16 protein-coding genes are annotated in these 18,333 nt (G+C 57.5%); 12 read left to right on the top strand and 4 right to left on the bottom strand.

The window, feature by feature from the left end; all coding sequences use genetic code 11:
- Positions 1 to 68 precede the first annotated feature (68 nt).
- From sctQ to EJ075_RS16790, 6 genes are all read left to right on the top strand, one after another.
- Positions 69 to 1,097 (top strand): type III secretion system cytoplasmic ring protein SctQ, encoded by a 1,029-nt coding sequence (gene sctQ, locus EJ075_RS16815; protein WP_126105039.1) that lies wholly within the window; start codon positions 69 to 71, stop codon positions 1,095 to 1,097.
- On the top strand, positions 1,090 to 1,755 hold the full coding sequence (gene sctR, locus EJ075_RS16810) for a type III secretion system export apparatus subunit SctR (RefSeq protein ID WP_095486053.1): 666 nt from the start codon (positions 1,090 to 1,092) through the stop codon (positions 1,753 to 1,755). The genes sctQ and sctR overlap by 8 nt, the downstream gene beginning before the upstream one ends.
- A gap of 2 nt (positions 1,756 to 1,757) precedes the next feature.
- Positions 1,758 to 2,033, top strand: coding sequence for an EscS/YscS/HrcS family type III secretion system export apparatus protein (locus tag EJ075_RS16805; protein ID WP_024505375.1), 276 nt, complete (start codon positions 1,758 to 1,760; stop codon positions 2,031 to 2,033).
- Positions 2,034 to 2,040: 7 nt separating this feature from the next.
- A complete protein-coding gene (gene sctT, locus EJ075_RS16800; protein ID WP_126105038.1) occupies positions 2,041 to 2,859 on the top strand; it encodes a type III secretion system export apparatus subunit SctT in 819 nt (272 codons plus the stop codon).
- The gene (locus EJ075_RS16795; RefSeq protein ID WP_029354843.1) at positions 2,856 to 3,893 is read left to right on the top strand and encodes an EscU/YscU/HrcU family type III secretion system export apparatus switch protein; all 1,038 of its coding nucleotides are present in this window, start codon (positions 2,856 to 2,858) and stop codon (positions 3,891 to 3,893) included. The genes sctT and EJ075_RS16795 overlap by 4 nt, the downstream gene beginning before the upstream one ends.
- 356 nt (positions 3,894 to 4,249) lie before the next feature.
- Entirely contained in the window at positions 4,250 to 5,053 is an 804-nt protein-coding gene (locus EJ075_RS16790) for a hypothetical protein (RefSeq protein WP_024505378.1), read from the top strand.
- Between the two features lie 542 nt (positions 5,054 to 5,595).
- On the opposite strand, the gene EJ075_RS16785 is transcribed toward EJ075_RS16790, so the two are convergent.
- Positions 5,596 to 7,710, bottom strand: a complete 2,115-nt coding sequence (locus EJ075_RS16785; protein ID WP_245329901.1) for a hypothetical protein — start codon at positions 7,708 to 7,710, stop codon at positions 5,596 to 5,598.
- Positions 7,711 to 9,061: 1,351 nt separating this feature from the next.
- On the opposite strand from EJ075_RS16785, the gene EJ075_RS33165 reads away from it, so the two are divergent.
- The 6 genes from EJ075_RS33165 to EJ075_RS16755 all read left to right on the top strand — a co-directional run bounded on the left by EJ075_RS33165 (position 9,062) and on the right by EJ075_RS16755 (position 14,969).
- Positions 9,062 to 9,391, top strand: coding sequence for a hypothetical protein (locus tag EJ075_RS33165; RefSeq protein WP_091595908.1), 330 nt, complete (start codon positions 9,062 to 9,064; stop codon positions 9,389 to 9,391).
- 72 nt (positions 9,392 to 9,463) lie between these two features.
- Complete coding sequence (locus EJ075_RS33710; protein WP_224570034.1) at positions 9,464 to 9,706, top strand: nodulation protein NopA; 243 nt, start codon at positions 9,464 to 9,466, stop codon at positions 9,704 to 9,706.
- Between the two features lie 116 nt (positions 9,707 to 9,822).
- Complete coding sequence (locus EJ075_RS16770) at positions 9,823 to 10,713, top strand: hypothetical protein (RefSeq protein ID WP_095486051.1); 891 nt, start codon at positions 9,823 to 9,825, stop codon at positions 10,711 to 10,713.
- Between the two features lie 232 nt (positions 10,714 to 10,945).
- A complete protein-coding gene (gene sctV / locus EJ075_RS16765; protein WP_126105037.1) occupies positions 10,946 to 13,009 on the top strand; it encodes a type III secretion system export apparatus subunit SctV in 2,064 nt (687 codons plus the stop codon).
- 53 nt (positions 13,010 to 13,062) lie between these two features.
- On the top strand, positions 13,063 to 13,605 hold the full coding sequence (locus EJ075_RS16760; RefSeq protein WP_082826568.1) for a tetratricopeptide repeat protein: 543 nt from the start codon (positions 13,063 to 13,065) through the stop codon (positions 13,603 to 13,605).
- A gap of 893 nt (positions 13,606 to 14,498) precedes the next feature.
- A complete protein-coding gene (locus EJ075_RS16755) occupies positions 14,499 to 14,969 on the top strand; it encodes a MucR family transcriptional regulator (protein ID WP_024505385.1) in 471 nt (156 codons plus the stop codon).
- 228 nt (positions 14,970 to 15,197) lie between these two features.
- On the opposite strand, the gene EJ075_RS16750 is transcribed toward EJ075_RS16755, so the two are convergent.
- The 3 genes from EJ075_RS16750 to EJ075_RS16740 all read right to left on the bottom strand — a co-directional run bounded on the left by EJ075_RS16750 (position 15,198) and on the right by EJ075_RS16740 (position 18,073).
- Positions 15,198 to 15,410 (bottom strand): cold-shock protein, encoded by a 213-nt coding sequence (locus EJ075_RS16750; RefSeq protein WP_008874821.1) that lies wholly within the window; start codon positions 15,408 to 15,410, stop codon positions 15,198 to 15,200.
- 691 nt (positions 15,411 to 16,101) lie between these two features.
- Positions 16,102 to 16,641: a hypothetical protein gene (locus tag EJ075_RS16745; protein WP_126105036.1), complete on the bottom strand. Its 540-nt coding sequence runs from the start codon at positions 16,639 to 16,641 to the stop codon at positions 16,102 to 16,104.
- Positions 16,642 to 16,951: 310 nt separating this feature from the next.
- Entirely contained in the window at positions 16,952 to 18,073 is a 1,122-nt protein-coding gene (locus EJ075_RS16740; protein WP_095486047.1) for a DUF418 domain-containing protein, read from the bottom strand.
- Between the last annotated feature and the right edge of the window lie 260 nt (positions 18,074 to 18,333).

Genomic DNA, 18,333 nt, shown 5'->3' with positions numbered 1-18,333 from the left:
CGGTCGCAAGAGGTCGTCCGAATGACACGACCGTGCAGTCTTTGATAGGCGCTGCGGTCACACCCGCCATGTTCGAACCAGTTCTGAAACTGTCCCGCACGGTTGTCTCGTGGCTCAATGATACAGGAGCGCCGCGCACGCCGTTTCAAAGCCGGATCAACGAGGTGCCGCTATCGGTGCGAACGGCAGGGCTTGTCTGGCAGCAGGAACCTGCTGCCATTCCGATGCTTGACTGCGTCTGGAGAGTGGGAGCCGAAACGGTCATCTTGTCACTGTCGCGCCCGCTCGTAGAGGAGTTCATCACGACAGTGCAGAACGGCTTGGCCTTCCCTTCCGAGCCAACTGCTTCGCTAATTCTCGAACTCGCTCTGGAGCCGCTTGTCACTCGACTGGAGGAGACGACGCGTCTGAACGTGCAACTCGTGCGGGTATGCGAAGCCACGATGCTGGCTCCTCATCTTGAACTCGACATCATTTTCGGCGCGGTCAAGGGCAAGGGCCGTCTATTCCTGTTCACGCCTCTTGACGGCTTAGTACCGCCTGCGTTTCGCGCGCTAGGCGAACTGCTTGCCCAGTTGCCGCGGCAGCTGGGCGGGCTGCCTCCAGAGCTCCCGCTCATTGTTGCAGGAGAGGTCGGCACGCTTCGCCTTCCTGCGGCGCTTCTTCGAAGCGCATGTGTCGGTGATGCATTGTTGCCCGATATTGCGCCGTTCGGCCGCGGCCAGATCACCCTAGCTGTCGGCCAGTTGTGCGCCGAGGCGGATCTTGACGGCGATGAATTAATCTTGCGGGGGCCTTTCCGCCCGCGACCGTGTCCTTTGGAGAGTGCGCATATGACACAACCCGGATCGCAACTGGAGCTTACTAAGGATCTCGACGATGTCGAGATCGTGCTTGTCTTTGAATGCGGCCGCTGGCCTATTTCTCTTGGGGAATTAAGAAGTGCCGGCGAAGGGCATATTTTTGAACTTGGATGGCCGATCGACGGCCCGGTCGACATAGTGGCCAATGGTCAGCGTATCGGGCGTGGCGACATTGTCCGCATCGGAGAAGAGCTGGGCATCAGGCTCCGTGGCGGGTTTGCATGCAATGAGTGAAGCTCAGCCGACAATCCTGGCGCTTCTTGCGGTTACCGCCGGACTCGGTCTGCTGGTTTTAGCAGTTGCCACGACAACGGCCTTTGTAAAGGTATCAATTGTTCTTTTCCTCGTCCGCAATGCGCTCGGGACCCAGACCATACCACCCAATGTGGTGCTGTACGCCGCGGCGATGATCCTCACTATGTTCGTTAGTGCGCCCGTTGCTGAGCAGACCTATGACCGCATGTCGGATCCCAAGCTCCACTATCAGACATTCGACGACTGGGTAAGCGCCGCTAAAGCCGGAAGTGAGCCCTTGCGCGAGCATCTCAAGAAATTCACAAATGAAGAGCAGCGGCGATTTTTCCTATCTTCGACAGAAAAGGTCTGGCCAGAGGAAATGCACGCTGCAGCCACGCCTGATGACTTTGCAATACTTGTACCATCTTTCTTGCTATCAGAATTGAAGCGCGGATTTGAGATGGGATTTCTACTTTATCTGCCTTTTATTGTTATAGATCTGATAGTGACAACTATCTTGATGGCAATGGGTATGTCGATGGTCTCACCAACTGTTATATCTGTCCCGTTCAAGATCTTTTTGTTTGTTGCCATTGATGGTTGGTCAAAATTGATGCATGGGCTTGTGCTGAGTTATACGTTACCGGGAGGCTGATCATCACTGAATCCAGCATCATTACTCTTATGAGCCAATCACTGGTGGTTTTCATGATCTGGATTCTACCGCCGCTCATTGCATCAGTGGTTGTCGGCCTCGTTATCGGCATCCTCCAGGCGGCGACGCAGATCCAGGATGAAAGCTTGCCGCTCACCGTGAAGCTTCTGGTCGTTGTCGCGGTGATTGGGCTGTTTGCTCCTGTGCTAAGCGCCCCGCTCATAGAGCTAGCCGATCAGATCTTCACCGAGTTTCCCGCAATGACACTTAGCTACTAGTCCTCCCATGGACGCGCTATCGGCCGATATTCAAATTCTGATCCAGACGGCTCTCGAACTCGTCGTTGCGGCAGGTCTTGGGGCAGCCCGCGCGATGGGCATCATGCTGATCTTTCCCGTATTCACACGCTCGCAGATCAGTGGGCTGATCCGGGGCTGTTTGGCTGTTGGCTTCGCACTACCATGCCTGGCACACGTCAGCGGCGGATTGCCGGCGCTGGATTCTGATACACGCCTGATCCAGCTAACCCTGCTCGGATTCAAGGAAGTTTTTGTCGGTGTACTCCTTGGCACTTTTCTTGGCATTCCGCTTTGGGGCCTTCAGGCTGCCGGGGAGCTTATCGACAACCAACGCGGCATCAGCAGCCCGACCGCTTCGGCCGATCCCGCGACGAACAGTCAGGCTTCCGCGATGGGCGTTTTTCTGGGGATCACTGCGATTGCCATATTCGTCGGATCAGGAGGCCTGGAAACTTTGATCAGTGTCCTGTACCGCAGCTACTTGATTTGGCCGGTGTATCAGTTTCACCCGACACTGAGCGGGCCAGGAGCAATGGAGTTGTTGGGGCTTCTCGACAGCATAATGCGCACGGCATTATTGGTATCGGGGCCTGTCGTGTTCTTCCTGATACTGATTGATATATCGATGATGCTGCTGCGTCGCTTTGCCCCGCAATTTAAGGCGAGCCAACTGTCTCCGGCAATCAAGAACATTGTCTTTCCAGTTCTCATGGTCACCTACGCTGCCTATCTGGTGGAGAGCATGAAACTGGAGGTCACACGTGCCAACGGCGTGCTGGAGTGGTTCGACAAATTGCTGCCATGAGCGACACAAGTGAAGAGAAGACACACGCCGCCAGCCCGAAGAAGTTAAGTGAAGCGCGCAAAAAAGGACAGCTGCCACGTAGCTCCGATTTCGTCCGCGCGGTCGGGACTTGCGCTGGGCTCGGCTACCTTTGGCTAAGAGGCAGCGTGATCGAGGACAAATGCCGGGAAGCGCTCCTATTAGCCACCAAGTTGCAGAGCCTACCTTTCGATACCGCGGTGCCGCAGGCATTGGTTGTGCTCGTCCAACTCACCGTCGCGGCTGTTGGCCCGCTGCTTGGAACCCTCGTCGCCGCGGTGATTTTGGCCAGCCTGCTAGCCAATGGTGGATTTGTCTTCTCTCTGGAGCCGATGAAGCTCAGCTTTAAGAAAATTGACCCCTTTGAAGGGCTGAAGCGCTTGGGGTCTGCTCGTTCCATGGTCGAAGTCTGCAAGACCATGTTCAAGGTATTGGTTCTCAGCGCAACCTTTTCCATTGTCCTTCTCGGGATGTGGAAGACAATGGTCCCTCTGCCGATCTGCGGCATGGGCTGTGTTGGCCTCATCTTTATGGAGACAAAATTGCTGATGGGAATTGGCGCCGGCGCACTGCTGGTCGGCGGACTGATCGATCTCCTGCTCCAGCGCGCGTTGTATCTGCGCGAAATGCGCATGACCAATACCGAAGTGACGCGCGAGTCGAAGGATCAGCAAGGAGCGCCAGAGTTGAAAGGTGAACAGCGTCGCATCCGCGAGGAGGCGGCCGACGAGCCTGCGCTTGGCGTGCATCGCGCCACGCTGGTCTTAACAGGAAGGGCGGTCCTGATCGGTCTGCGTTACGTTCGCGGTGAAACCGGGGTGCCGTTCTTAGTTTGCCGTGCCGAAGGTGAGCGCGTTTCACATGTGTTGAGTGAGGCGCGGGCACTACGCCTGACGATCGTCCATGACCATGTCTTAGCGCGTCAGCTGATAAGCACTACAAAACTCGGCCACGCGGTTCCTATGCAATATTTCCAGCCTGTCGCGAAAGCATTCTTTGCCGCAGGCTTGGCCTAGTCATTGGAAGTCCACGACTGCCCAGTTCAAAACTGACCTGGTTCCATGCTAGTGGCAAATGTCGGCTGGCCATCCGTGCCCCAGTGTCTCTGTCAGGCCAACCGCGCAACCGCGGGCCTGGGGCAATCACTCCCCTCGGATCTGCCACCCAGCAACTACGGCAAGTCCTCCGGGCATGACCTTTCAGCCTCTGCTGGCCGGTGCGTGGCGCAGTCCGAGGTTTTGAGGCCGGCAGTGCGGATTTGATTGGTGCAGCCGTTGGAATGCCCTCGTCAGCTAGTCGTCAACTAAGCGCCCTATGTTGAACAGCCGTGCTAACTTGAGCTCGGTTGCGAAACATAGGAGTACGAATCGTCATGTATGGTCGAATTGGTGGCTCATCCGATAGTTACCGCGCGCATAATGCCGGCGAGCAATCGGATGCAGGAAGCGAAGGGTTCGCGGACACATTTGCCCGAATGCACTTATCCGGATCGGAAGGTAGCGGCGCCTCATCATCGGCGGCTCCCCAAGCATACTCCCTCAATTCCCGACCTCCTGTGGTGGAGATCAACAGGACTTCCTTCAGGAGACAGGTGAGGCAATTTCATGGTGATGAAATCACGCACATCGCCGACAATCCTCAAGAGTATTCGGAGTTCGTATCGTCACGAGCCAGGCGCACCGCGGACGTTGCTCAGCAATATGGCATCCGTCGAGATACGGAGCACGCGCGATATTTCAGTTACCAATTGGGAGACCGGAGTGCCGGACTGCTGAGAATGGAAGGCGGATTCAGCATGAACGAGTTCGAATCGGAAAGTTGGCGGGAACAATTTCCTGGTCGAACTGAGGTCACTTCCATAGTGGATCTTCAAGTCGCCCATCCGCTCGTCGAAAATGCGGGCGATATTCTGCTGGAGCATCAACTTCGGATAGACGGCGACCGACCGTTGCTGAATTGGCGTGCGGCTAATCCGGAAGCACAAGCGCGCGCGCAGACGATGGGGTTTGTTGAAGTGGATCATGGCGACCTGGTGCTTGACCCTACGCAGCATCCCGACAAATGGACGAAGAACAGTGCCGGTGAGTGGCAGCGTGCAGGCAAACCTCCACTCTATCTCCACAAAACCGAGGACAGCGACAGCAGCGATAGCGGGTCCGACGACGATTTCATGTGATTTGTCGACCCGCCGCCGAGCCTTGCAACTGGTGACGGTTGCAAGGCTGTTGGCAGTGAATGCTAATTGTCCGGCGACAGCCCCGCCTTAGCGCCAGCGCCGCCGAGCAATCCAGCCCATCTCCCAGACAATAAACTGCGGATGCGCATCGTGGGTGCTTGCGAGCGGATTGTATTCGGGCCGGAACTCCGCCTCTTGGATACGAGCTCTCCCGAATCCAATTTTCTCCACCACACCGTTGGGTCGTTGCGATGCGCCGATCCCGATCGGATCGGCTATGCCTGCTCCGCGCTCGCAGGAAGACCTTCCGCCTCGATCTTGGCGGCGCGATCTCGGCGATAAGTTGGATGGGAGGCAAGATACGCCGCCACGTCAACAGCAGGTAACGCGACATCGCAAATCGGCCCTGACGGTAGCCGATCGACTCCAATCGCCGGACCGCAACTCGCGCAGCGGCATTCGCGGTTTGGCCAGGAGAAATGCTCGCTGACTCACAGCGTGGCCGGCCGCATTCTGCCCTAGACCCCAAAGTACGTGCCCTGTCATGCAGCCTGCGCCGACGGGAGCTCGGCACGCGAATGGCGTGGTTGGCGGCCAAGCCCCGAGGTCAACAAGGACTTACAGAAAGCGGGGGTGAGTTTGCCGCGATGAATTATGACCTTCTCGCGACCGGACCTAGCATCGGCTTCCTCTCGCTCTCGATTGTAGCCGCGCTGTTCGTTGGATTTAACGTGGCAAGCGGTGAATTCGGAATCAGCCAGCCCTTCCAAGTTTCTGGCCATGACGGGGCGACTCGTGTGGATGTGCACCCACATCGGGCTCGGCATCGCACCATTGACCAGCATCTTGGGCTGCAGCTTCATCTCAAACAGCTTTCCTGGCTCGCCACGCAGCGCGACCGGTGCCTCCGGCGGCATCAATTCGTCGGCATTGCACAAATGTTCCAGGTATTTTTGCGCCGGAAATGCGTAGGTCTTCATGCAATCAGTCGTAATGCCGGCTTTTCCTTCATTCAATGCGTTGGCCTGTCCCAGCACCATGTTCAGCAACCCTTTGAGCTGGTCTGTGCGTTCGTGCACTTTGGGTAGCTGGGTGGAGGTGAGTAGCAGGCGTACATTACGCCCCTGCAACCCGGCGAGACAGGTTTGCATCTCAATGGCCTGGGCTCGCAGGTACTGGGCCACATCGTCCACGACCTTACCGGCCTCCTCAGGCTTCATCTGGCGCACTTGGGAGACGACGCTTTGCTGACCGGCCAGATCGAACTGCAAAAGTTCGTCCAATCGTTTGAGCCGCTCCGTCAATACCTCCATTGACAACGCGGCGCCCCCGATTGTCGAGCCTGCCCCCGACGAACTCGCAGCCACCTCTTGCGCTCTCACCTGTGTACTCGCAACTTGATCCGAGCGCGCGAGAACCTTGGCTGCTGGCACTGTGCCGGCGTTCGCAGCGACTGGTGTTGATGGCTGCCCGGCGGCAGAAGTCCCGGCGCGAGCTGCCGACTTATGCTTTGACTTCCCTTTCCTTCGCGCTGTAGTGCCTTCTGACACTGCAGCCGTACCAGCAGTGTCAGCCGGTATCGCAGCGCCTGCCCTGGCCGGCATCGCAGCGCCCGCCTGGGCCTGTGGCGCCATGATGGCTGACGGCGGAGACTGCAGGTTCAACAAGTGCATGGCATCGTGCGCAGTGATCCATGCATCGTCCACGATCCGTTCGAACAGTTTCAATGGGAGGCCGGCATCTGGGTAGGTATGGCTTAGCTTGGTATGCACCTCGTGCAACGCCAATCCAAAATCCGAAAGCCGCTCCATGATTTTTTCTACAACCGCGCAATCATGAGCGTTGAGTGCTTTGCCATCATCCATTATGCCCTTCGCCAAAGAGAGGGCGCGAAGAGCTTCTTGAACGGCGCTTGCCATCAGCTGCACCACTCCATTTCGACCGACGAGGAGTTCCTTCAAATCTGGCTCGAACCTGCTCGCCCGCAGTTCAATCTTGGCCCGCGCAAGACCGATCCGCTCACGGACCAGCCAGATCCTGACACTCAGTACCGAGCCGGCACGCAGCCGCAGTGCGCACCGCTCGGCTTCCCGCATCACGGGCGTTCCACTGGATAGGCTAGCGGTGGCAGCGCAGGCGGATCGCTGCCGTTCGGAGCGCCATGCCTTTTTTTCCCACCACTTAATTGCCGCCGTATGGTGGTTCTCCACATTTAAAATCAACAGCTCCTGCCGGTCCGCCTGGGAGTAGGAGTAGAGTTTATCGACCATACCTGCCGCTTTCTTGGTCTTTTTGTCCAATTTCGTGATCGTCGACAGGCCAAGTTTGTCTACTTCATTCGCGGCGTCGCACACGATCTGGCAACATCTACGCACCTTGTCGTCTGGCATAATTGTCTGCGCCTCAGCCGCAGGCAGGCTAGCGCGGTACTCCAGAATTGCTGAGGCTGCATCGACGACCCGACTGATCAGCTCCACCGCCTCCTCGGGGACGTCGGTTTTCCTGGCCGCAGCCTCGCAATCAGTCAGTTGTTGAACAAGACTGTTCATTCTGAGCTGTGTCGGACTGATATCTTGATTTGACGATGAGCTGGTGCCTTCCACCTGCGCGGTTGATAGTTGGCTACCGACCGGCGCCATGGCTTCGCCCTCAGACATGGAGGGAGAACCGCGCCGCCTTGCGGCTGCGCCACGTGGCGCTACGGTTCCGCGTGGTGGCGCAGCGGCTCCACGTGGCGGTGCGTTCAGGATTTGATCTTCGCCAATCGAGGCGCCTGGCAGACTTTCGCGGGCATCGCCTGGACCGCGCGCAACTGGAAGGGAGGAGGGCCTCCTATCGGCGTCCCCAGAGCGCATCTGCTCCACAACGGAATCGAATGACTGTCCACCTTCTCCCGCAGCAAGACTTGATTGCGAAAGGGAACTGCTCGCCCGCCCCGCGCGGCTGGCTCCAGTTTCAGCCTGCGATTTCCGTGGTCGGCCAATGCCCTTCATATTGCGTCTCCGTAGTAGGCGAGAATGTGCTGCTATTGTGCTGGCGGCTGACGAGACCAGCGGCATCTTTCGGTTAACGTCACGGTCAGCCAGACCCGCGACGGCGTAATGTTCCCGCCAAAGTGCTTCTCAGTAGCAGGCCAAGATTGGCCCGAGCTCACAGGACTTTCGCAACGTTGCCATCGATGTCCTGAGATTATCAGCGCTTCAGTCCGCCGATTTCCAGGAACAGCGAATGAAATCAGACCAACTCGGCTAGCTCCCCTTCCTAGACACGTGCCTGACGATTTTATTGAGGCGTCACTCCTCTCGTTCGCCACCGACAAAGTCACACATTTGCTTCAGAGAAGCGTGTGCGTTGCGTATCGCGCGGGAAACCATTTCGATCTATAGTTACAAAAAGTGTCGAGACGGGACCTTTGGATCCGAAGGTCAGGCACGGCCGGCCTAGATAGACCGCTTGGCTGACGATTAGCTGACGATGGGAGTTCTCACGAACAGGGCAAGAAAATCCGACCGCTTCAAGCTTTCGATATGGTGAGAAGAGGATCCGCACCGGCCTCCCAAAGCCGGCAGACCATCCCATGTTCGTACGGTCGCCGACCTTCTCGAAGCCAATGAGCTCACCGCGCCGGGCCGTGATGTGCAGGCGAGAGAATGGTGATGCAAAGACCGAGTTCCTGCTCGTTGCGTGCGCCCGTGGAGCCAGCAAGAATACGGTCATTGCGGTCATGCAGCACGTGGACCGTGTCTCCTGTTCGACACCACAGCATCGAGGATACAAACGAGCTGCTGCGGCTGCCATTCGGTCGCGGCATGCGTGGACGGCGGGATTGGCCGAACAGCCGAGATCGTGGTCGACTGTTCGATGCGAGAGCAACATCCTGCAGAGCATACGTTTTTGCGCTGGCCGGTTTTTGTCAAAAGCCGTCAGGTTCTCGAAAGCTCCCGCCCTTAGCTTGATCGAGGTTAACCTTTAACACGTCGCCGCCAATGGCAAATGCCGGAGTACCTGATGATAGCAGCAATTGGGAGTGGAGTTGGCAACCTCGGGACTTCCTTGATCCGAAAGGGCCATGGGGATTCGAAATCCGAGCATTCTGGTGATGGCAAGCCGGCTGGTGGCAATGATGGCAAGCCAGCTGGTGGGAATGATGGCAAGCCAGCTGGCGGGAACGATCGGGCGGATAACCGGACCGTTTCAAATGATCAACTTCAAGACAACTCACAGTCTGCAGCACAAAGTGAAGCCTTCCAAAGTATCCTGCGATCGTTCGCGTTCCAATTCGCGAACGATGCGATGGCTGAGGCCGATGAAGCTTTGGATGACACAGAAGATGCCTGACGCGGGAAAATCCGGCGTGAGGTCATACAGGCCGTTATTGACGGCACAACTCCAACAGAAAAAGGAATGATCATGGCTGCAGTTGATAATAATAAAAAATCAGGCAATACCAATACCAGTAGCGCCGGCAATACCGATAAAACTAACAGTGGCACTCCCGGCAATACAAGCGGAGCTGATGCTACTGCTTTTCAGGCGCAAGTGCAGGAACTAACCAATGTTAGCTTGGAGGCGACGAAAAGGAGTGTCCAGTTGCGCACTCTAACGACCAATCTCCAGACCATCAAGAAGGCCGCCGACGAACGCGTTTCGTAATGTCGGAAGCGGCTTTTAGACTGCCCCTAGCGCGTCTCCTTATTGACGCGACGTAGTCCCGAAATGAGCCGCATGGCAATTGCCATGCGGCTTCTATCCTGTTTGAGAGATGCTCTGTGGATGACGCCGTTTCCCTCCGTTTCGAAGTGCTTTCGGGGCTCTATTGCGGACTGACCGGCAAGACGGATCTTCAAACGTGTTTAATCGGCAGCGGCTTCGATGCCGATTTGGTCTTTGTCGAGCAAGGACTGGCACCGCATCATCTTCGTGTAACTCTTCTTGGCAAGTCGATCGAACTCGAGGCGCTTGCACCCGGACTCAGTATCGAGGGCAACCGGAATATCGCCGCAGGCCAGTCCGTTGTTGTGCCCCTTCCTGTCGTCCTGCTCGTAGGCGAGATGTCCATTGCTTTGTCCGTGCAGGATGCAGAGCCGCCTGGTTCGACCGGCATACCGCGCCTACCGATCGGTGTGCTCGCCATGGTCATAATCAGCTCACTCGGGATCGGCGCGCTTTCAGGCACGATCTCCTATCTTGGCGATGCAAGTGGATCGAGCCCCAATTCACTTCGGGCTGAAGTCGCGTCCAGAACGATCAGTCACCGCGCTGACAATGAACTTACGGAGGCAGCGGCCCAAGAGCTGCAGGAGGAAGTCGATCGAGCGGGTCTTCTCGACGTCAAGATTGGGTCGGCAAAGGGTGTTGTGACCGCCGAAGGCACCGTCACGTCTGAATCGGTCATCAGCTGGCAGAAGCTTCAGCAATCGTTCGATCGTCGCACCAAGGGTACTCTAACACTGGTGAACGGAGTGCTCATCAAAGAGGAGAAGGCGCCATCCGCAATCGCGGTCGAAGCTGTGTGGCATGGGGTCCAACCATATATTGTCATCGACAGCGAGAAGTATTTTGTCGGCGCCATTTTGGCTGATGGATGGGTGGTCGATCGTATTGAGGACAGCCGTGTGCTGCTGAGCAGGAATGGCCGCATTGCTGCTCTCCAATATTGAAAGCTCGCAGGCCCCATCAAGCAGCACTCTATGGCCAGCCAAACATCCTGTCGCGCTCGGTGCTGACAAGCTGGCTGCGTTGGAAACATTTGCTGCCCAGCCATTTCGCGCCTGCTTGTGGCTCTCATGCAGGGTCACGCGCTGGCCAAGGCTGAGGCGCCTTCGGAGTTCGAAAGCCACGTTTCATGGCGTAACAGCAGAGTAAGTCTCAACCGATTGCAAAGGTGTCTCGATGGCCAACGTCCTGCGTGACTTCATCAAGCGTGCGCCGGCCAGCCCGGATTTAATGGTTGCGTTGATGCTGCTTCTGGCTGTCGCGATGATGGTCATGCCTATCCCGGTCGTGGTGGTCGACGCCCTGATAGGATTCAATATGGGGTTGGCCATACTGCTGATGATGGTTGCCCTGTATGTCAGTACTCCACTTGATTTTTCCTCTTTGCCCGGCGTTATTTTGATTTCCACTGTATTCCGTCTCGCGCTCACGGTCGCAACGACGCGACTGATCCTGGCCGAGGGGGAGGCCGGCAGCATTATTCATACTTTTGGCGATTTCGTCATTTCAGGCAATATCGTGGTGGGTTTCGTCATATTTCTGGTCGTCACCATGGTGCAATTCATGGTCCTCGCGAAGGGTGCCGAACGGGTGGCAGAAGTGGCGGCGCGTTTCACGCTGGATGCTCTGCCGGGCAAGCAAATGGCGGTCGACGCAGAGCTACGCAACGGCCACATCGATGCCAACGAATCCCGCCGGCGGCGCGCCGAATTGGAGAAGGAAAGCCAACTCTATGGCGCGATGGACGGCGCGATGAAATTTGTGAAGGGCGATTCCATCGCCGGGCTGGTGGTTATCTGCATCAACATGCTGGGTGGAATTTCGATCGGCCTGCTCTCCAAGGGCATGTCCTTCGGCGAGGTACTGCATCACTATACTCTGCTGACGATAGGCGATGCATTGATATCGCAGATTCCGGCCCTTCTGCTCTCCATTACTGCGGCGACCATCGTCACCCGTGTGGCTGGGACGGCGAGGATCAACCTCGGTACCGAAATGGTCAGTCAGCTCACGGCCAGCACTCGAGCCTTGCGACTGGCGGCCGGCGTCCTGGTTGTAATGGGGTTCGTTCCTGGGTTTCCCCTCCCCGTCTTTCTGATGCTGGCCGCAGTGTTCGCTGCGGTAAGCATTGTCAAGGCTGATGTGCTGGGCGCCGGCACTGCCGATGCGAAAGGTGGAACTGCAGCGGAGCCTAAGCAAGCCGCGCCTGCGAAGGAATTCCCGATCGCATTTTTTCTAGCGCCAGATCTTATGCAGGCGGTCGATCAAGCCGAATTGCAAAAACATATTGGGCGCGTTTCGCTCCTGGTCACAGCCGATCTGGGCATTATCGTTCCTCGCATCCCTGTCTTGGTTGACGAGCAGCTGCCTGCATCGCAATTCCGGATTGATGTCGAGGGCGTGCCAGTCGAACAGGACGCCTTAGATCCAAACCAGATGACGCTCCGAGCCGATGTAGCGCACGTCGACTCGAGCGGTGTCCCCCTTAGACGTGAGCCGAAAACGGACAGACTCCCGGTTGAACATACCCCTGCAAAGGCCCTTACGGGCGCCGGCACGGAGCATAGGGCTCCCGGCGAACTCCTCGCCTTGCGCGCCCATGCAGCGTTGACCCGCTACGCACCGCGATTGGTGGGCATCCAAGAGACCCGACATTTCCTGGGCCGAATGGAGCAGGAATATTCTGAGCTTGTGAAAGAGGTGCTACGCACGACGCCGATTCCTCGGATTGCCGATGTTCTGCGCCGCCTCCTGGAGGAAGGTATCCCAATCCGCCACACCCGTCTCGTGTTGGAGGCATTGGCCGAATGGAGCGAGCGTGAGCAAAACGTTGCCCTGCTGACGGAATATGTCCGTTCTGGTTTGAAGCGACAGATCTGCCACCGCCATGCCAACACGGAGGGCATCGTGTCCGCCTTGGTCGTCGAGCGCGAGAGCGAGGATGTGATGCGTGGCGCGGTTCGAGATTCGGATGCAGGCCCCTATCTCGCACTGGAGGATCGGCAAAGCGAAGCGATGCTATCACAGATACGTCAGGTCCTTTCGAACGCAGAACCGGGTCAAACCCGCCCTATTCTGTTGACGTCAATGGATGTCCGACGTTTCGTCCGCGGCTTTCTGACGCGAAACGGGATCGATCTCGCCGTGCTGTCTTATCAAGACCTCGCCTCCGACTTTACAATTCGCCCCGCAGGATCCGTCAAACTCCCGCACGGATCGAACAGCGGATTGTTAGAGTAGTTCCACCTTTCCTAACTGAACGCCACGCGCCTCCCTGATAACCGAGAGATAATATGAATAGTAATACAGTTTCTCCATCGCCTATGTTTCTGCGCCGGAACTCACTTCTTTTTGCCGTACTCGCCATTCTGCCTTTGGGCGGTTGCGCCAGCTGGCAAAAGCCGGCTCTTTCCGTGCAGGAGACATCTTCCCCCGAGTTGCTCAGCGCCGATCAAATCGATCCGGCTATGCGCGAACGCATTTTGCGCGAAGTTGGTCAGGATGTTCAAGAGCGGGCTTTGCGGGATGAGGTGAAGCAGCACCCGGACAATGTTGATGCGGCGATACGACTTACAAATGCCTTGGTGGGCCAGAAGCGCCCGCACGAAGCGGTTGAGGTGCTCGACAGCGTCTTGGTTGCAGCCCCAGGAAACGTACGTGCATTGAATGCGAAGGGCGTGATTTTGGACATTGAGGGGCGGCATGACGCGGCACAGGCCCTGTATCGGCGAGCTCTCGAAAACGAGCCAGGCAATCAGATGGTGCAGCATAACTTCAATCTGTCGCTTGCCTTTAACGGCAAGTCCGAACAACCAAGGTTAGCACGATCGCAATAGGTGGGCACAGTGCATGCGCAGCCTGTTCCCCGGCTCGAACACGCGCTCGGCTCCCATCATAGATGGCCCCCTGAAGAGAGCCATATCTATGCAAAACAGTTGCTCCAGATCTGGCCGGCAGAGATCGGCAGGAGAGCCGGATGACATCACGCGGCCACCCGCAAGGCCACCCGCCTCGCTTCGTTGCCAGAGCGCCCTCTCCCTCGCCGGTCACCGTCTCGCAATGCGGCGACCTGGCTTAAGGCGGTCGACCGAGCGCCCGATGCAGTAGCCATGAATACGTAACGCAGCGATGGACCCGCCGGAGCGTGTCGCGCTTGTGCTGGCCGTCCCTGCCATTACAGCACGGTGATTGTAGCTGGATCCTATTCTAGAGGCATCGATGGTGTGGATGCCTTCGATCCAAACAATCGATTTGTTGAATTCGTCCGCCTGAGGAAATTAGCTGCGGCGATCCGACTTCCGACGCCTGCAGGCGCAAAACCAACAGCGTGAGCGCTGCGGGTCCGGAGGCAGGCTGCAAAGTGCAATCACCAGCGCTGATAAGCGGCAAGTGAAGAATGTATCGCTCGGGCGACTCCTGTGTTGTGCACGGTTGCCCCGCGAGGTGAACTGTAGCAGCTTGGCAGCTCAGCGTTCACGAAAGGAGAAAAGATTTGGGGCCAAGCAAAGACCGGCTTTTTTGATTGTCTTGCTGTATCGCTATGGTGGGGCGGGCGCGACCGCTCCCATAATTCAATACGCTGCCTTTAGCGATGGACGATGACGGGATGCGTCGCCGAGACTTCAATGGTGGAGGAGCAGCGCACCGTCGATCCATTTGCTTTCAGCGGCAACCGCCACTATGTAGCGACACTTCGCCCAACTGTGTTTCAAGCTGCCCGGAGAAGTTTATGACAGAAGAACCCCACAAGACCGACATCCTCATCGAGCTCACTGCCGATGTTGTATCAGCCTACGTCTCCAACAACCCCGTCCCGGCGGGGGAGCTTCCTGCCCTGATCGCCCAAGTGCACGGGGCTCTAAACGGCACGGCCGGACTCATACCGGCAGAAGAGCCTGTGCCTGTAAAAAAACCTGCTGTCCCGATCAAAAAGTCGATCGAACCGGACTACATCATTAGCCTTGAAGACGGCAAGAAATTCAAATCGCTAAAGCGCCATCTGGCGACGCACTATGGTCTGACCCCAGACGAATATCGCGCCAAATGGGGTCTGCCGTCGGATTATCCCATGGTGGCGCCGAATTACGCCGCTGCGCGCTCCGCCTTGGCCAAGACCATGGGACTCGGCCGCAAACCGAAAGAGCCGGAAGCCCCAGCCACGGCGCCGGCGAAACGGACCCGCAAGAAGGTCGCAGCCTAAATCCGTATCAACAGTCGTTCGGACGCGCAGCAGCCGTAGGCCCAATCTGCGCGGAATCAAAGGGCGGGGATGAGCCCCGCCTTTCCCGTCCAAGAGCCTCATTTCCAGAGTAATTCATGATGGCTCCAGCAATCCCTGCCGCGGCATTAACTTGCATGCTCCGGCCCGGGTTTCGAGCCGTCAATGCGTTCCGGCGATGACGAACCTTGCCAAGGCTTTCCCGGACCGTTAGCCAGCCTTGCTGAGGCTGCCTGCAGAGGACTTTCCCGTGCGGCGATCCTGTTCCACCTCGTAGTTGATCTTCTGGCCCTCATTAAGGGTCGACAGGCCCGCTCGTTCAACAGCGGAAATGTGGACAAAGACATCCTGACCGCCGTTGTCAGGCTGAATAAAACCAAAACCCTTCGTGCTGTTGAACCACTTCACCGTTCCAGTCGCCATATCCATTCCTTTGTAATAAGTCGCAACTTAGGCAGGCCATTCACGCCAGCCTGATTTGTACACGAGACTTTAGGCGCAGCAAAATCGGAAAATTGCAAGGCCCACTCGATCGCCTGATCTCCAGCAGCAACTGCAACATATGCGAGGCGCGTGCCAGACGAGGCGTATGCCAGACGTTTCGTCGTGCGCTGTCGCTCGAACGTTGACAGAAACAATGACACACCTTGCAAACTCGGCACATCTTGTGGACGTGCTCGGGTCGCTTCTCGACTGCGATACCCGCTCCTGACCGGGTATCGTCGGCCAAAATGAGGGTTTTTGTCATGTGCCGCCAGACCGAAAGATCAGGCGCGCAGCGACCTGCACACTCAAACCGGAACCCGCGAACCTCGATTAGCTTCTGCCTGCTCCGAAGGGCGGTAGCCTGCTCTGAGGCGGGCCACTGTCGGGTTGAAAACCAACTGTCGGGTTCGGAACCCCAGATTGTCGGCAAGGTACGCGCCGCCCACTGGTTGGCCAAAGGGGCACTGGCTCCTGATCCTGCCGCCATGCTCGCCCGATCTCAACCCGATCAAGACAGGTCTGCTCAAAACTCAAGGCGCGGCTGCGGAAGAAGGCGGCCAAAACTTTCGACGCTCTCTGCGGAACTCTCGGCGATATCTGCCAGCTGTTGGAGCCAAATCAAAAACCATTAATTGCGACAGGTGATTTTATGACATTCATTGCGAAGAGGCCAGAATGAACAGCGGAAGAGAGTAGCAGCTCTCTGGTCGCGGCGAGGTGGATCGTCGACACGATCGGCACCTGGCCCGTGCGGGGATCGCACCGCAGCCAGCACCAGAGCCAGACCTTGACCGCTTGCCTTGCTCAGGCGCCACAACAACGAGTGGCTGGAGCAGATCCACGTGAACTCAGCGATATCGATCAGACGATGCTTACCCTCATGAAAGCCGATCCCGACGCTGTCCAGCGCCGCGAAATCCTGACCAGCATATGGCGCATCGGATGCCACCGCCTGCACACTCACCATCGACATGCCGGAACTCGGAACCAAAGGCCGCAAGCCTCGCCGGCCTCGGCAAAATGGAGCGGCCGCGCCTTCATCCGGGGCGGCCGGGCCAATGTTCGCCAGGCCCTCTACATGCCCGGCCTTCGCCCTGCGCTTCAACCCCGACCTCAAGGCAAAATACCAGGCGCTAAAGGCGGCAGGCAAACCCGCAAAGGTCATCATCTTGTTGCGAAAGCTCCTCATCCTAGCAAACGCTCTCCTCAAGGCGCAGCGAAAATGGCCCCTAAAACCCTTGACCGAAACGGATACCTTAGCCTTTCAGGTGAGGCGGGCCGAGATAGACCAACCGCGGGTTTAACTTCGCGAGTTTAAGCTGATTATGCCGATGCAACTCTAGCGCCTGCGCGACCGTTTTAGCTTCCATCAACAAGGCGGCAGGGTGGGAGGAAGTACCCTCCCCTGCCGCGAACAAGCTTTGGACAAAGCCCCGCCTTGTCCGTAATGTGATCGGGAGGCCGGGGCGCGGCGGTGCTCAGCGGATGTGACGCGCGAGATCTGCGACCCTACCCATCAGCACTTCCATCGGTCCTCGCTGGAAGACGCGCAGCCAAAGCACCGCAAAAGTGCTGATAACCACAACGAAGCCAAAGAGCGTGGACAGGCTCTCGTCTTTGAAAATGTTTATCTTCATAAGATAGGCTATTCCCGCAATGTGCAGCACATAGGCCGTCAAAGACATCGAGCCGACTGCGATTATTGGCCAGACCAGCTTTCGCAGACGCGGGAGCGCATCCACAGCGAGCATGCAAGCCGCCAAGATGATCATTGCGCAACCGGTGCTGCCCACGATCGAAAGCGTCGTTTCGCTATGAGGTGCGGCTATCCATGACGACTTGACTATAAATGACGACTTGGAAGGCTCAAAAGCGCCGTCAACGTCAGACCACCACAAGGAGGTTTCAGTCAAAGCGCGGGAACTCAGCGCGAGCAAGGATCCCCCATGGCCCAACACGGCCAGCCCGACCCCCGCCAGACCAAGGCGCCAATGCGCTGCTAGCGTATTAAGATTAAGGCGCGCGATGGCCATGCCAGCGATGAGGAAAGGAACCCAGGTCACCGCGGGATAGTAGCCGTTGACCATGAGGTTGAAGACCGGGTCGAGGAGGTTGGGGGCAACCGACAGAAGGGAGGAACGGACTTGCGGGAGAACTAATGCCGTAGCGGCAGCGATCAAGCCCAGCTGATATGCGCTGAGCCGATGGAGCGGCAATACCAACAAGAAGCAAATTCCGTAGTATTCTAGGATGACTTCGACCTGGGTACCGAGGCAGCCCAGGATTGAGCCAAGCGCGAGCAAAACAAGGGCACGAATTGCGACTCTGGCGATGGCCTGTCTACCGGCTATCCCCGACTTCGGCGCCTTGCGACCTGTAATCAGGAGGATTGAAAAACCGGCCAATACGGCAAACAGGGCCGACGGCCGCCCATGGGTTAGTTCCATCAGAAACCCGACTAGTCCTCCTTCGCCGGGGTCGGGACCGAGATGGGCGGCATACATCCCGAAGACAGCCAGGCCCCGAGCGAGGTCGATGCCGACCAGCCGATCTACTACCGACCCATTCCTAGCGTCGGCAACCGGTGCCTTCATTACCATGGTAGATTCCCTTGTTGGGTGTGTGGATCGCGGGAGCCGCGATAGGAGAGCCGGTCGGCTGCTGCCGTCGCCTCGTGAAAGGGTTCAAAACATCGCGCCATCTGGCGCATCGAGCCGGCGACAGAGCTGTTCAGCCATTAGCCTGGGGTAAGAACAACAGATCGGCTCACAAAGCCTGTGTCACGGACCTGAAAAGTGGTGTCGCGGAACCGTCGTTTTTTGCATGATGGCTAAGCCGAGAGATCCACTGCACCGACGAG

It is taken from the genome of Mesorhizobium sp. M6A.T.Cr.TU.016.01.1.1 (assembly GCF_003952585.1).
Lineage (GTDB): Bacteria > Pseudomonadota > Alphaproteobacteria > Rhizobiales > Rhizobiaceae > Mesorhizobium > Mesorhizobium mediterraneum.
Note: the sequence above shows the minus strand (reverse complement) of the source record. Positions and strands in the feature narration are given on the sequence as shown.